Origin of the sequence: Sphingomonas sp. LY54 (assembly GCF_035594035.1) — a bacterium.
Taxonomy (GTDB): domain Bacteria; phylum Pseudomonadota; class Alphaproteobacteria; order Sphingomonadales; family Sphingomonadaceae; genus Allosphingosinicella.
The window spans coordinates 3,200,064-3,212,367 of record NZ_CP141588.1 but is presented as its reverse complement, the minus strand read 5'-3'; the positions used below and the strand labels follow the sequence as shown (position 1 = coordinate 3,212,367).

General features: G+C 67.2%; 15 protein-coding genes. 8 read left to right on the top strand and 7 right to left on the bottom strand.

What is annotated here, in order from left to right; all coding sequences use genetic code 11:
• Positions 1-10: 10 nt before the first annotated feature.
• The 4 genes from rimO to SH591_RS15865 all read left to right on the top strand — a co-directional run bounded on the left by rimO (position 11) and on the right by SH591_RS15865 (position 4,047).
• Positions 11-1,345, top strand: coding sequence for a 30S ribosomal protein S12 methylthiotransferase RimO (rimO, locus tag SH591_RS15880; RefSeq protein ID WP_324749930.1), 1,335 nt, complete (start codon positions 11-13; stop codon positions 1,343-1,345).
• Positions 1,342-2,733: a leucyl aminopeptidase family protein gene (locus SH591_RS15875; protein ID WP_324749929.1), complete on the top strand. Its 1,392-nt coding sequence runs from the start codon at positions 1,342-1,344 to the stop codon at positions 2,731-2,733. Before rimO ends, SH591_RS15875 begins: the two co-directional genes overlap by 4 nt.
• A 134-nt stretch (positions 2,734-2,867) precedes the next feature.
• Entirely contained in the window at positions 2,868-3,209 is a 342-nt protein-coding gene (locus SH591_RS15870) for a MarR family transcriptional regulator (RefSeq protein ID WP_322830874.1), read from the top strand.
• A gap of 118 nt (positions 3,210-3,327) precedes the next feature.
• Positions 3,328-4,047, top strand: coding sequence for a C40 family peptidase (locus SH591_RS15865; protein ID WP_324749928.1), 720 nt, complete (start codon positions 3,328-3,330; stop codon positions 4,045-4,047).
• Between the two features lie 20 nt (positions 4,048-4,067).
• Here SH591_RS15865 and mltG read toward each other — a convergent pair whose 3' ends face one another.
• The 5 genes from mltG to fabD form a co-directional block, all read right to left on the bottom strand.
• Positions 4,068-5,036, bottom strand: a complete 969-nt coding sequence (gene mltG / locus SH591_RS15860; RefSeq protein WP_324749927.1) for an endolytic transglycosylase MltG — start codon at positions 5,034-5,036, stop codon at positions 4,068-4,070.
• Between the two features lie 3 nt (positions 5,037-5,039).
• Positions 5,040-6,299 carry a beta-ketoacyl-ACP synthase II gene (gene fabF / locus SH591_RS15855; RefSeq protein WP_322830161.1) on the bottom strand — a complete coding sequence of 420 codons (1,260 nt, stop codon included), beginning with the start codon at positions 6,297-6,299 and terminating at the stop codon, positions 5,040-5,042.
• Positions 6,300-6,408: 109 nt separating this feature from the next.
• Entirely contained in the window at positions 6,409-6,645 is a 237-nt protein-coding gene (locus tag SH591_RS15850; protein ID WP_322830160.1) for an acyl carrier protein, read from the bottom strand.
• Positions 6,646-6,741: 96 nt separating this feature from the next.
• The gene (fabG, locus tag SH591_RS15845) at positions 6,742-7,482 is read right to left on the bottom strand and encodes a 3-oxoacyl-[acyl-carrier-protein] reductase (protein WP_324749926.1); all 741 of its coding nucleotides are present in this window, start codon (positions 7,480-7,482) and stop codon (positions 6,742-6,744) included.
• A 40-nt stretch (positions 7,483-7,522) separates the two neighbouring features.
• Positions 7,523-8,443: an ACP S-malonyltransferase gene (gene fabD, locus SH591_RS15840; RefSeq protein WP_324749925.1), complete on the bottom strand. Its 921-nt coding sequence runs from the start codon at positions 8,441-8,443 to the stop codon at positions 7,523-7,525.
• A 206-nt stretch (positions 8,444-8,649) separates the two neighbouring features.
• On the opposite strand from fabD, the gene rpsF reads away from it, so the two are divergent.
• The 4 genes from rpsF to SH591_RS15820 all read left to right on the top strand — a co-directional run bounded on the left by rpsF (position 8,650) and on the right by SH591_RS15820 (position 10,565).
• Positions 8,650-9,099: a 30S ribosomal protein S6 gene (rpsF, locus tag SH591_RS15835; protein WP_324749924.1), complete on the top strand. Its 450-nt coding sequence runs from the start codon at positions 8,650-8,652 to the stop codon at positions 9,097-9,099.
• An 18-nt stretch (positions 9,100-9,117) separates the two neighbouring features.
• On the top strand, positions 9,118-9,342 hold the full coding sequence (gene rpsR, locus SH591_RS15830) for a 30S ribosomal protein S18 (RefSeq protein WP_324749923.1): 225 nt from the start codon (positions 9,118-9,120) through the stop codon (positions 9,340-9,342).
• Positions 9,343-9,354: 12 nt separating this feature from the next.
• Entirely contained in the window at positions 9,355-9,972 is a 618-nt protein-coding gene (rplI, locus tag SH591_RS15825; RefSeq protein ID WP_324749922.1) for a 50S ribosomal protein L9, read from the top strand.
• Positions 9,973-10,154: 182 nt separating this feature from the next.
• Complete coding sequence (locus SH591_RS15820) at positions 10,155-10,565, top strand: hypothetical protein (protein ID WP_324749921.1); 411 nt, start codon at positions 10,155-10,157, stop codon at positions 10,563-10,565.
• A gap of 6 nt (positions 10,566-10,571) precedes the next feature.
• On the opposite strand, the gene SH591_RS15815 is transcribed toward SH591_RS15820, so the two are convergent.
• Entirely contained in the window at positions 10,572-11,876 is a 1,305-nt protein-coding gene (locus SH591_RS15815) for an MFS transporter (protein WP_324749920.1), read from the bottom strand.
• Positions 11,877-11,947: 71 nt separating this feature from the next.
• A complete protein-coding gene (locus tag SH591_RS15810; RefSeq protein WP_324749919.1) occupies positions 11,948-12,262 on the bottom strand; it encodes an I78 family peptidase inhibitor in 315 nt (104 codons plus the stop codon).
• Positions 12,263-12,304: the final 42 nt, after the last annotated feature.

Sequence of the window (12,304 nt, the reverse complement as noted above, 5' to 3'; positions counted from 1 at the left end):
CAGCGCACTCATGGCACTTGAACTCCCCTCCCCGCCCAAGGTCGGCATGGTCTCGCTCGGCTGCCCCAAGGCGCTCGTCGATTCCGAGCGCATCCTCACCAAGCTGCGCTCCGACGGTTATCAGCTCAGTCCGGACTACGACCAGGCCGATGTCGTGCTGGTCAACACCTGCGGATTTCTCGACAGCGCCAAGGAAGAAAGCCTGGCCGCGATCGGCGAGGCCATCGCCGAGAATGGCCGCGTCATCGTCACCGGTTGCATGGGCAAGGAAGCCGACGTCATCCGGGCGCGCTTCCCCCAGGTCCTCGCCGTCACCGGCCCGCACCAATATGAGAGCGTGGTCGGCGCGGTCCACGAAGCCGCGCCGATGCCGCCAAGCGCCTTCCTGAACCTGGTGCCCGAGGGCGGGCTCAAGCTGACGCCGCGCCACTATTCCTATCTGAAGATTTCCGAGGGCTGCAACCACCGCTGCAGCTTCTGCATCATCCCGTCGCTGCGCGGCGACCTCGTCTCGCGCCGGCCCGACGCGATCCTGCGCGAGGCCGAGAAGCTTGTCGCCGCCGGCACCAGGGAATTGCTGGTCATCAGCCAGGACACGTCGGCCTACGGTGTCGACCTGCGCCACGCCGAATGGCCCTGGAAAGGCGCGCCGGTCCGCGCGCACATGACCGACCTCGCCCGCGAGCTCGGCAAATTGGGCGCCTGGGTGCGCCTCCATTACGTCTATCCCTATCCGCACGTCGACAAGGTCATCCCGCTGATGGCCGAGGGGCTGGTGCTCCCCTATCTCGACATCCCGTTCCAGCATGCCGCGCCGTCGGTGCTGAAGGCGATGAAGCGCCCGGCCAACGAAGCCAAGGTGCTGGAGCGCATCCACGGCTGGCGGGCGATCGCCCCCGACATCACCATCCGCTCCTCGTTCGTCGTCGGCTTCCCCGGCGAGACCGAGGCCGATTTCGAGTATCTGCTCGACTGGCTGGACGAAGCCCAGCTCGACCGCGTCGGCGCGTTCCGCTTCGAGCCGGTCCAGGGCGCCACCGCCAACGATCTTCCCGGCGCCGTGCCCGAAGAGGTCAAGGAGGAGCGTTACGCCCGCCTGATGGAGAAGACCGCCGCCATCTCCGCGGCCAAGCTCCAGGCCAAGATCGGCCGCACGATCGACGTCCTCATCGACCTTGCCGATGGCGAAGGCGGCGCGACGGGCCGCTCGAAGGCCGACGCCCCCGAGATCGACGGCGAGGTCCACCTGCGCGACGCGCCCCACCTCAAGCAGGGTGACATCGTCCAGGTCCTGGTCGAGGATGCCGACGAGCACGACCTTTACGGAGTTCCCGTCACCTTATGACCGACCTCAACGCGCTTCTGCAGGCCGACAAGGGCCAGGCCGCTACCCCGCTCCATCTCGTCGACAAGAAGAGCTTCGAGGGCTGGCTCGGCGGCCAGCCCGAGCGGGTGCGGCAGGCGGTAAAGGCGCAGGCGTTCAAGGCCGAGGGCTATCAGTTCGCCACGCTGCCCGGCGAAAAGGGTGACGAATGGTCCGTGGTGCTGGGCGTCGCCAATGTCGACGATCCGAGCGCCTGGTGCCTCGCCAAGGCGGCGGACCTGCTCCCCGAGGGCGCCTATCGCGTCGCCGACCGCAGCCCCGGGCCCGCGGTGCTCGGCTGGCTGCTCGGCCAGTATCGGTTCGAGCGCTACAAGCAGGAGCCGTCGAAAAAGGGACCGCGGATTCTCCTGACCGACGAGCCCGCCCGCATCGACGAGACCGTCTCGATCGCCGAAGCGACCTTCCTCGTCCGCGATCTCGTCAACATTCCCGCCGGGGATCTTGGGCCCGCCGAGCTGCAGAAGGCGGCCGAGGACCTCGCGGCAGACCACGGCGCCAGCGTCGCCACCGTGATTGGTGCGGAGCTCGCAGCCAGCTATCCGATGATCCATGCGGTCGGCGCCGCCGCCACCGCGCAGCGCGCGCCCCGTCTGATCGAACTCGAGTGGGGCGATCCGAAGAATCCGCGCCTGGCGATCGTCGGCAAGGGCGTGGTGTTCGATTCGGGCGGCCTCGACATCAAGATGGCGGCCGGCATGCGGTTGATGAAGAAGGACATGGGCGGCGCGGCCCACGCGCTCGGCCTCGCCCGCCTGATCATGAAGGCGCGCCTCCCGGTCCGGCTGCACCTCCTGATCCCCGCGGTCGAGAATGCGATCTCCGGCGCCGCCTTCCGCCCCGGGGACATATTGAAGAGCCGCAAGGGCCTGACGGTCGAGATCGGCAATACCGATGCCGAAGGCCGCCTGATCCTCGGCGATGCGCTCGCCAAGGCCGCGGAGGGCAATCCCGAACTCATCCTCGACTTCGCAACGCTGACCGGCGCCGCCCGCGTCGCGCTCGGACCCGATCTGCCCGCCATGTTCGCCAATGACGAGGCGCTCGCGAACGAGCTCATGGCGGCCGGCGAGGCTGCGTTCGACCCGATCTGGCGGATGCCGCTCTGGAAGCATTATAACGAGATGCTCGCCTCGGACGTCGCCGACCTCGGCAACGCCACCGACGCGCCGCTGGCCGGCGCCGTGACCGCCGCCTTGTTCCTCCAGCGCTTCGTTCCCGAAAACACCGCCTGGGCCCATTTCGACACCTTTGCGTGGCGCCCGATCGGCAAGCCGGGCCGGCCCAAGGGGGGCGACGCTTTGGGCATGCGCGCGGCCTGGCACATGCTCAAGGGCCGGTACGCGGCGTGACGAACCGGCCGTTTCATCGGCCGAAAAACCCGTAAGGCAACGAAACGAAAGCCGTTCTGCTTGGTTGTAGCTCCGAAACGTGACTCGCGCGAATTCGGAGAAACGACGTGGCAGACCGCGCGCTCAAAAGCTGGATGCAGACGCTCATCGCTTATGTCCGCTCCGGCCAACCAGACCTTACCAACCGCCAGATGGCGTTGATGCTTCTCGTCTACCTAACCCCCGGCCCGCACACGGTACGCGGCCTCGCCAACATACTCGGCGTTTCGAAGCCCGTTATCACGCGCGCCTTGAATACGCTCGGCTCGCTCGGCTATCTCCGCCGCGTGAGAGACGAGGCGGACCGCAGGAACGTCTTCGTGGCCAAGACAACCACAGGGCAGGAATTCCTTGACGGCTTCGAACGCAATATCGAGCATGACGGCGCAGGCAGGAAATCCGGCAAGGAACGCGGCTTCATCCTCCAACCGGGCTGAGACGTTCCGGCTGCTGGGTCCCTCGGCGACGCTGGATCCCCGCATCAATGCGTTTCGCCGCGATCTCGCGGATGTCGCGCTGGCGGGTCGGCTGTTCGCCCCCCATTACGTCCAGCCGATGAAACGGGCCTGTGGCATCCGTCCGGCGATGATCCGCGCCCGGCCCGACCCCGACAGCCCGCCCACGTCGGAACTTCTGCCCGGCGAGGAATTCGCCGTTCTCGAAATTTCCGGTCATTGGGCTTGGGGCTACAGCCGCCACGACCAATATGTCGGCTATGTCGAAGCGATCGAGCTGACCGAGTCCGTGCCGGCGACCCATGTCGTCGCCGCGGCCTCCGCCCCGATCCTCGCCGACGCCGACCTGCACGCGACGCCGCTCGCCACCCTGCCACTGGGCTCGCGCGTGGCCGGCCACGAAAGCCACGGCTTCCTGGCCACCGACAGCGGCTTCATCCCGTTTACCAACATCCGGGCAATCGACGCTTTCGAGCATGACCCCGTCGCCGTGGCGGAGCGCCTCCTCGGCTCGCCCTATCTGCTCGGGGGACGCACCTCGACCGGCATCGATTGCTCGGGCCTCGTCCAAGTCTCGCACGGCCTGTGCGGAATCCGAACGCCGCGCGACAGCGACCAGCAGCGCGCGCTCGGCCAGGCGCTGGCGGACGACGCGGTGCTCCGCCGCGGCGACCTTATCTTCTTCGAAGGCCATGTCGGGATGATGCAGGACGCGGCCCAGCTGATCCACGCTACCGGCCACCATGGCAAGACGGTGAGCGAGCCGCTCGCCGCCGTGGCCGCCCGCACCGCGATCGTCGACCGCCGCCGCCTCTCCTGAGCAGGGCTCCGGGCTAGCGCCTACATCTCGCCGCGCGCGCGGCGGATGGCGAACCATTTACGCACGTTGGCATTATGCTCGGCGAGCGTGTTGGCGAAGACGTGCCCGCCCGTCCCGTCGGCGACGAAATAGAGCGCCTGCGTCGGTTCGGGATCCAGCACGGCGGCAATCGACTCGCGGCCCGGATTGGCGATCGGCCCGATCGGCATGCCGGCCATGGAGTAGGTGTTGTAGCCGTTCTTCGCGCGCAGCTCCGAGCGCAGGATGCGGCGGCCGAGCGGCTTGCCCCGGGTGATCGGATAGATGACGGTCGGATCGGCCTGGAGCGGCATGCCGGTCCTGATCCGGTTCGAATAGACGCCGGCGATCATACGGCGCTCGGACGGCTTGGCCGTCTCCTTCTCGACGATCGAAGCCAGGGTCACGGCATCGTGCTTGCTGGTGACGACCGCATGGGGCTTGCGCTTGGCCCAGAGCGCGTCCAGCTCCTTGGTCATCGCCGCCTGCATGCGCTGCAGAACCGCCGCGCGGGTCTCGCCGCGCTGGTAGCTGTAGCTGTCGGGCAGGACGGTTCCTTCGTCCGGAACCGCGACGTCACCGGTCAGCGTCGGCGCGGCCATCAGCCGCTCGTGGACGAGGATCGAGGGCAGGCCCTCGGGCACCGCGACGAAGCGCTGCAGCGTCTTGCCGCTCTGCAGCAGTCGCAACACTTCCGACGGACTCGCTTTGGCCGGAAACTCATATTCGCCGGCCTGGATCGGCTCGTCGCCGCCCAGCAGTTTCGCCTGCAGCAGGAAGCGATCGGCCGAGCCGAGCACGCCGGCCTGCTCGAGCGTCGCTGCCGCTTTGGCAAGGCTGGAGCCTGGCGCGATCAGCACCGGAACCGGCTTGGCGGCCGGACCGGGACTGGTCCAGCCGCTGAGGAAGAAGCCGCCCACGACCAGCAGCAGGACTGCCAGCAGCAGGCCGAGGGCGACCAACTTCTTCATGCGTCAGACCGCCTGCATCACCAGGCTGGCGTTGGTGCCGCCGAAGCCGAAGCTGTTGTTGACCACCGCGCGGACGCGGCGCTCCTTGGCGACGTGCGGGACGAGGTCGACTCCGACCGTGCCCTCACTCGGATTGTCGAGGTTGAGGGTCGGCGGCACGATCTGGTCGCGCAGCGCGAGGATGCAGAAGATCGCCTCCACCGCGCCGGCGCCGCCGAGCAGGTGGCCGATGGCCGACTTGGTCGAGCTCATCGACAGGTCGCCGACATGGCTGCCGAACAGGCGGCGGACCGCGCCGAGCTCGAGCTCGTCGCCGAGCGGCGTCGAGGTGCCGTGGGCGTTGATATAGTCGATGTCGGCCAGGTCGAGGCCCGAGCGCTTGATCGCGTTCGCCATCGCCCGATAGCCGCCGGCGCCTTCGGGATGCGGGGCGGTGACGTGATAGGCGTCGCCCGACATGCCGTAGCCGACCAGTTCGGCGTAGATTTTCGCGCCGCGCGCCTTGGCGCGCTCATATTCCTCGAGCACGACGACGCCCGCGCCCTCGCCCATGACGAAGCCGTCGCGGTCCTTGTCATAGGGACGCGAGGCACGCTCGGGCTCGTCGTTGAAATTGGTGGAAAGCGCGCGCGCCTGGGCGAAGCCGGCAATACCGAGCGGGCACAAGGCGCTCTCTGCGCCGCCCGCGAGCATCACGTCGGCATCGTCGAGCGCGATCATACGCGCGGCGTCGCCGATCGAGTGCGCGCCGGTCGAGCAGGCGGTGACGACGGCGTGGTTCGGGCCCATCAGGCCGTATTTGATCGAGACCTGGCCCGAGATCAGGTTGATCAGGCGGCCGTGGACGAAATGCGGGCTGACGCGGCGCGGGCCCTTTTCGTGGAGGACGATCGATTCCTTCTCGATGCCGGGAAGGCCGCCGATGCCCGAACCGATCGAGACGCCGGCGCGGTAGCGCTGCTCCTCGGTCATGTCGGTGAGGCCGGCATCCTCGAGCGCCTGGCCGGCGGCGTCGATGCCGTAGATGATGAACGGATCGACCTGGCGCTGGACCTTGTGGTCGACGCGCTTGTTCGGATCGAAGCCATATTCATGCTCTGGCGGCTTAACCTCGCAGGCGACCTGGCAGGCATAATCGGTGGGATCGAAGCGGGTGATCCGGGTCGCGCCGCTCTTGGACGCGATGATGTTCTTCCAGCTCGTCTCGACGCTGGAGCCGAGGGGGGTGACAAGCCCGAGACCGGTGACAACTACGCGGCGCATTCGGAAACTCCTGTGATATTCAGACAAAAACGGCCCCCCGGCCTTGGACGGGGAGCCGCTTTGAAACTACGGCTCGATCACCACCGGGCCGGGGCCGTAGCCATGGGCCTTAGCCCTTGTTCGCCTCGATGTAGTCGATCGCGTCCTTGACCGTCGCGATCTTCTCGGCCGCGTCGTCGGGGATCTCGACGCCGAACTCTTCCTCGAAGGCCATGACCAGCTCGACGATGTCGAGGCTGTCGGCACCGAGGTCGTCGATGAAGCTCGCTTCTTCGGTGACCTTCTCGGCTTCGACGCCCAGATGCTCGACGACAATCTTCTTAACGCGCTCGGCGGTCTCGCTCATATTCTAACCTTCCCTAGGGTTTGTTTGTGTTCGCCCTAGCCGCTCCCAGCGTCCGCTGGCAAGTGGCCGTTCGTATCTGTTCGCGCGTGAGACGCCTTACAACATCGCCATGCCGCCATTCACGTGCAGGGTCTGGCCCGTCACGTAGGCGGCTTCGCGGCTCGCCAGATAAACGACCGCGGCGGCGACGTCCTGGCCCTCGCCCAGCTTACCCGCGGGAATGCGGCCAAGCAAAGCCTCCTTTTGCGCCTCCGGCAGCGCGTCGGTCATCGGCGAGGCGATGAAGCCGGGGGCGATGCAATTGACGGTGATGCCGCGGCTGGCGACTTCCTGCGCGATCGCCTTGGACATGCCGACGAGGCCGGCCTTGGACGCGGCATAATTGGCCTGGCCCGGATTGCCGGTCGCACCGACCACCGAGGTCACCGAGATGATGCGGCCATGCTTGGCACGCATCATCGGCTTCATCGCCGCGCGGGCGAGCCGGAAGGCTGCCTCGAGGTTGATACGGATCACATCGGACCATTCCTCGTCCTTCATCCGCATCGCCAGATTGTCGCGGGTGACGCCGGCATTGTTGACGAGGATGTCGAGCTTGCCGCCCAGCGCCTCGACCGCCTGCGGAACGAGCGCATCGACCGCAGCCGCGTCCGACAGGTTGCACGGCAGGATGACATGGTCCCCGCCAAGCTCCGCCTGCACCTTCTTCAGCGCGTCCTCGCGCGTGCCGGACAAAGCGACGCGCGCACCATGGTCGGCGAGCGCCTTCGCCACCGCGGAACCGATTCCCCCCGAAGCGCCGGTCACCAGCGCGGTCATTCCCGAAAGATCGAACATAACTTTTCTCCTTCTTCCGCTCCCGCTCGCGGGCGGAGAGTTAGATTTCCTTCACCAGCGCTTCGATGTCGTCCATCGAGACGATGCTGGTCGTTTTCGCGTCGGGGGCGATGCGCTTCACCATCGGGGAGAGCACCTTGCCGCCGAATTCGACGAAATGGGTGACGCCGGCCTCCGCCATCGCCGCGACGCTCTCGCGCCAGCGCACCATGCCGGTCACCTGCTCGACCAGCAAAGCCCGGATCTCAGCCGGGTCGGCGGCCGGCGCGGCGGTGACGTTGGCGTAGATTGGCACCAGCGGCGGACGGAGGTCGGCGCCGGCAAGCGCCTCGGCCATCGCGTCGGCGGCGGGCTGCATCAAAGGGCAGTGGAACGGCGCCGAGACCGGCAGCAGCAAGGCGCGCCTGGCGCCCTTGGCCTTGGCGATCTCGAGCGAGCGCTCGACCGCGGCCTTGTGGCCGGAGACGACGACCTGGCTGGGGTCGTTGTCGTTGGCGACCGTGCAGACCTCGCCCTGCGCCGCTTCCGCAGCGACTTCCTGGGCGGCTTCGAGGCCGAGCCCGAGCAGGGCCGCCATCGCCCCCTGCCCGACCGGCACCGCCGCCTGCATCGCGCGGCCGCGCAGCTTCAACAGCCGCGCCGTGGTGGCGAGGTCGAACGCTTCCGCCGCGCACAGGGCCGAATATTCGCCGAGGCTGTGGCCGGCGACGAAGTCGGCATTGTCGAGCGCGATTCCGGACACGCGCAGAGTGGCGAGCGCATTGGCCATGATCGCCGGCTGGGCGTTCTCGGTCAGCGTCAGCTCCTCGATCGGGCCGTCGGCCATCAGCCGCGACAGCTTCTGCCCGAGCGCGTCGTCCACTTCCTCGAACACGGCCCGCGCCACCGCGCTCGCCTCGGCCAGCGCACGACCCATGCCGACCGCCTGGCTCCCCTGTCCGGGGAATATGAATGCGCGCATATTGTCCTCCTGTTGGGGCGGCTGGTAGGCCAAGGCTCCGGCGAAGCGCAAGCCGCCCTTGCTTTTTCCAGCCCGTTCGGCCAATAGCCGCGCATCCGGGGCGGAGAGCACGACTCTTCGGCCCCGGTTTGCATTGATTGAGACGACAGCCGGAGGGGCGTCCGCATGGTGCGGCGTCAGCGATCGGCCAACATGAAGGACGCTACATGCCGCTTTACGAGCATGTTTTTCTCGCGCGTCAGGACCTGGCCCAAGCCCAGGTCGACGCGCTGGCGGAAACCGCCACCAAGATCATCGAGGACAATGGCGGCAAGGTCGTCAAGACCGAGACCTGGGGTCTCCGCAGCCTCGCCTACCGCATCCAGAAGAACCGCAAGGCGCATTACGTCATGCTCGAGATCGACGCCCCGGCGCCGCTCGTCGCGGAACTGGAGCGCCAGACCCAGATCAACGAAGACGTCGTCCGCTACATGACGATCAAGGTCGAAGAGCACGAAGCCGGCCCGTCGGCGATGATGCGCCGCAACGAGCGCGACCGTGACGGCCGCGGCGATCGTGGTGATCGCGGCGACCGTGGCCCGCGTGGTGACCGCGGCGATCGTGGTGACCGCGGCGATCGCGCCCCGCGCGCCGACCGCGCGCAGACCGAAGCTTAAGAGAGGGATTCCAGCAAAATGGCACGCCCGTTTTTCCGCCGCCGCAAAAGCTGCCCCTTCTCCGGCAACGATGCGCCCAAGATCGACTATAAGGACGTCCGCCTCCTCCAGGGCTTCGTCTCCGAGCGCGGCAAGATCGTTCCCAGCCGCATCACCGCCGTTTCGGCCAAGAGGCAGCGCGAGCTCGCCAAGGCGATCAAGCGCGCCCGGCATCTCGGCCTTCTCCCCTACGTCGTGAAATAAGGAGCAGGACCCATGGACGTTATTCTGCTCGAACGTATCGAGAAGCTCGGCCACATCGGCGATGTGGTGAAGGTGAAGAACGGCTACGCCCGTAACTTCCTGCTTCCGAACGGCAAGGCGCTCCGCGCCAACGAAGCCAACCGCAAGGTCTTCGAAGCCAATCGCGCCAAGATCGAGTCCGACAATGCCGCGCGCAAGTCGGTCGCCGAGAAGGAGTCGAAGGACATCGAAGGCGTGACGGTTCAGCTGATCCGCCAGGCTTCGAACACCGGCCAGCTCTACGGCTCGGTTTCGGCCCGCGACCTCGTCGAGGTGCTGGAAGCCGACAAGCACAAGGTCGGCAAGAACCAGATCGTGCTCGACCGTCCGATCAAGGCGATCGGCATGCACGACGTCCGCGTCGCGCTGCACCCGGAGGTCTCAGTGACCATCCGCGTCAACGTCGCACGCTCGCCCGAAGAGGCCGAGCTGCAGGCGCAGGGCGTCGATGTCATGGCCGAGATGTTCGAGAAGGACGAGGCCGGCTTCACCGAAGACTATGACGCCAACGCCGAGCCCGGCACGATCGCTTCGGACGAAGAAGCGCCCGCCGCCGAGGCCGAAGGCGAGACCGAGGAAGCCCAGGGCTAAGCCCGCGCTTTCCGCTCAAACAGGAAAGGCCGCCGTTCCATCCGGGACGGCGGCCTTTTTCTTTGTCCGGATCGCATGTTCCAGATTGCTCCGCTTTGGGGCAGCGGCGGACGGCCGAAAGACAGCTCTCCGCGCCTCTGCTATAAGCATGCGATCGCGCGCCGCTTCGCCTGGAGGTGGATATGGGACGTCTCTGGATCGCCTTGCCCCTGCTTCTTGCCGGCGCGGAGCCGGCCCTGGCCGGAGAACCGGGCTGGGGCTATTACCCGACCTATTCCGGCCGTGCGCCCACGCTGCCGCCGCGATCGTGGGACGACGGCTTCTTCAGCCACAATCGCAGCCGCCTCGAACGCTTCGCCAACTATCGCGGCCCGCGTTTCTATCCGGGAACCGGCCGCGTCGAGGCGGGCAACGGAACGGCGCATTATGTCTACGATCGCTCCTATCCCTACGAATATGATCGCTACGGCGAGGACGGCTACGAGGGCTATGGCGACTATGATGTGGCCGACGACGCTCCCGCCCCGTCCCGCTGCCGGGTGCAATGGACGGAAGGCGGCACGGTGCCGGTGCGGGTCTGCTACGGCGGCTGACGCGGGTCAGCGTATCTCCGACAGCTCGACGCCCTTGGTCTCTTTCGCCAGCAAGGCGCTGAGGCCGCTGATCGCGCAGGCGATGGCCACATAGATGGCGACCGGCAGCGCCGAATCATATTCCCGATAGAGCGCCAGGGCGATGATCGGCGCCAGCGATCCGGCGACGATCGAGGTGAGCTGGTAGGCGATCGACACGCCCGAATACCGGATCCGGGTCGGGAACAGCTCAGTGATGAACGCCGCTTGCGGCCCGTACATCGCGCCGTGGAGGACAAGGCCGACGACGATGGCGAGAATGATCGAGCCATTGTCGCCGCTCTCCAGCAGGCGGAAGAAGACGAACATCCAGAGTGCGAGGCCGATGCCGCCAAAGGCATAGACCGGGCGCCGGCCGATCCGGTCCGACAGCCAGGCGAACAGGGGAATGGCGAAGAACTGCACCGCCGCGCCTACCAGCAGGGCGTTGAGCGCCACGCTGCGCGTCTCCTCCGCCACGTCGACTAGGAAGGTCAGCGAGAATACGGTGAGGATATAATAGGAGATGTTCTCGCCGACGCGGATGCCGGCGCCGAGCAAAACCGCCTTGGGCCGCTCGCGGAACACCTCGATCGCCGGCAGTTTCGGCGGGGTTTTGGCCTGTTCGATCGCTTCCTCGAACATGCGCGGCTCGGCCACCTTGTTGCGGATATACCACCCGACCACCACCAGCAGCGCCGAGAGCAGGAACGGAATGCGCCAGCCCCATGCCAGGAAATCCGCCTCGCTCTGCAGGCCCGCCATCAGCGCCAGCACCGCCGCGGCCAGCAGATTGCCGGCGGGGACGCCCGCCTGCGGCCAGCTCGCCCAGAAGCCGCGCCGCGCCGCGTCGCCATGTTCGGCCGCCATCAGCACCGCGCCGCCCCATTCGCCGCCGACCGCGAACCCCTGCACCAGCCGCAGCGCGATGAGCGCGATCGGCGCCCAAATGCCGATCTGGTTGTAGGTCGGCAGCAGCCCGATCAGCACCGTCGCCACGCCCATCAGGATCAGGCTCAGCATCAGCAGCCGTTTGCGGCCGATCCGATCGCCATAATGGCCGAAGACGATGCCACCGACCGGCCGCGCCAGGAAGCCGAGGGCATAAGTAGCAAAGGCGAGCAAGGTCCCGGTCAGCGGGTCATATTCGGGAAAGAAGAGCTTGTTGAAAACCAGCGCCGCGGCCGAGCCGTAGAGAAAGAAATCATACCATTCGATCGTGGTCCCGATCAGGCTGGCCATCACGACGCGCCGCAGCGGTGTCTTGCTCTCCGTTGCCGCGCGGTCGCTCATGCCCTGCCCCTTCATGTTTTTCCGGCATCCTTAAAGACGGCGCCGGGCGCGACGACAAGAGGCGAAGGGGCTCAGCCGCACCGAAAGCCGCGGATGCGACCGCGGCTGTCCACGTCGATCGTGAGGCGGCTCGTCATATATTCGGACGTGACCGGCTCGCCCGGACGGATCCAGCGCAGCATCGCTGCCCCGCTCAGCGCCTGGGCACGCTTGCCGACCTCAGCCGTGGCCGGCTCGCCGACCAGTGCCCGCACCCGCTCCACGTCGCACCGGTCGGCATCGATCGCCGCGGCCGGCGCGCGCTCCGGCGGCGCGGCCGGCGCGGCGCAGCCGGCGACACTCAGTAACAGCCAGCTCGCCGCCCGTGCCACCATGATAGTCTCCATAAAAAATGGGCCTGCGAAAGCATCGCGCTTCCGCAGGCCCCA

Excerpts from the sequence above, each read along its gene's own strand:
- SH591_RS15820 (WP_324749921.1), top strand. The coding sequence starts at position 10,155 with ATGGGACGTCTCTGGATCGCCTTGCCCCTGCTTCTTGCCGGCGCGGAG.
- rpsF (WP_324749924.1), top strand. The coding sequence starts at position 8,650 with ATGCCGCTTTACGAGCATGTTTTTCTCGCGCGTCAGGACCTGGCCCAA.
- rpsR (WP_324749923.1), top strand. The coding sequence starts at position 9,118 with ATGGCACGCCCGTTTTTCCGCCGCCGCAAAAGCTGCCCCTTCTCCGGC.
- SH591_RS15850 (WP_322830160.1), bottom strand. The coding sequence starts at position 6,645 with ATGAGCGAGACCGCCGAGCGCGTTAAGAAGATTGTCGTCGAGCATCTG.
- fabG (WP_324749926.1), bottom strand. The coding sequence starts at position 7,482 with ATGTTCGATCTTTCGGGAATGACCGCGCTGGTGACCGGCGCTTCGGGG.
- fabF (WP_322830161.1), bottom strand. The coding sequence starts at position 6,299 with ATGCGCCGCGTAGTTGTCACCGGTCTCGGGCTTGTCACCCCCCTCGGC.
- SH591_RS15875 (WP_324749929.1), top strand. The coding sequence starts at position 1,342 with ATGACCGACCTCAACGCGCTTCTGCAGGCCGACAAGGGCCAGGCCGCT.
- rplI (WP_324749922.1), top strand. The coding sequence starts at position 9,355 with ATGGACGTTATTCTGCTCGAACGTATCGAGAAGCTCGGCCACATCGGC.
- SH591_RS15815 (WP_324749920.1), bottom strand. The coding sequence starts at position 11,876 with ATGAGCGACCGCGCGGCAACGGAGAGCAAGACACCGCTGCGGCGCGTC.
- rimO (WP_324749930.1), top strand. The coding sequence starts at position 11 with ATGGCACTTGAACTCCCCTCCCCGCCCAAGGTCGGCATGGTCTCGCTC.
- SH591_RS15810 (WP_324749919.1), bottom strand. The coding sequence starts at position 12,262 with ATGGAGACTATCATGGTGGCACGGGCGGCGAGCTGGCTGTTACTGAGT.
- fabD (WP_324749925.1), bottom strand. The coding sequence starts at position 8,443 with ATGCGCGCATTCATATTCCCCGGACAGGGGAGCCAGGCGGTCGGCATG.
- SH591_RS15870 (WP_322830874.1), top strand. The coding sequence starts at position 2,868 with ATGCAGACGCTCATCGCTTATGTCCGCTCCGGCCAACCAGACCTTACC.
- mltG (WP_324749927.1), bottom strand. The coding sequence starts at position 5,036 with ATGAAGAAGTTGGTCGCCCTCGGCCTGCTGCTGGCAGTCCTGCTGCTG.
- SH591_RS15865 (WP_324749928.1), top strand. The coding sequence starts at position 3,328 with ATGAAACGGGCCTGTGGCATCCGTCCGGCGATGATCCGCGCCCGGCCC.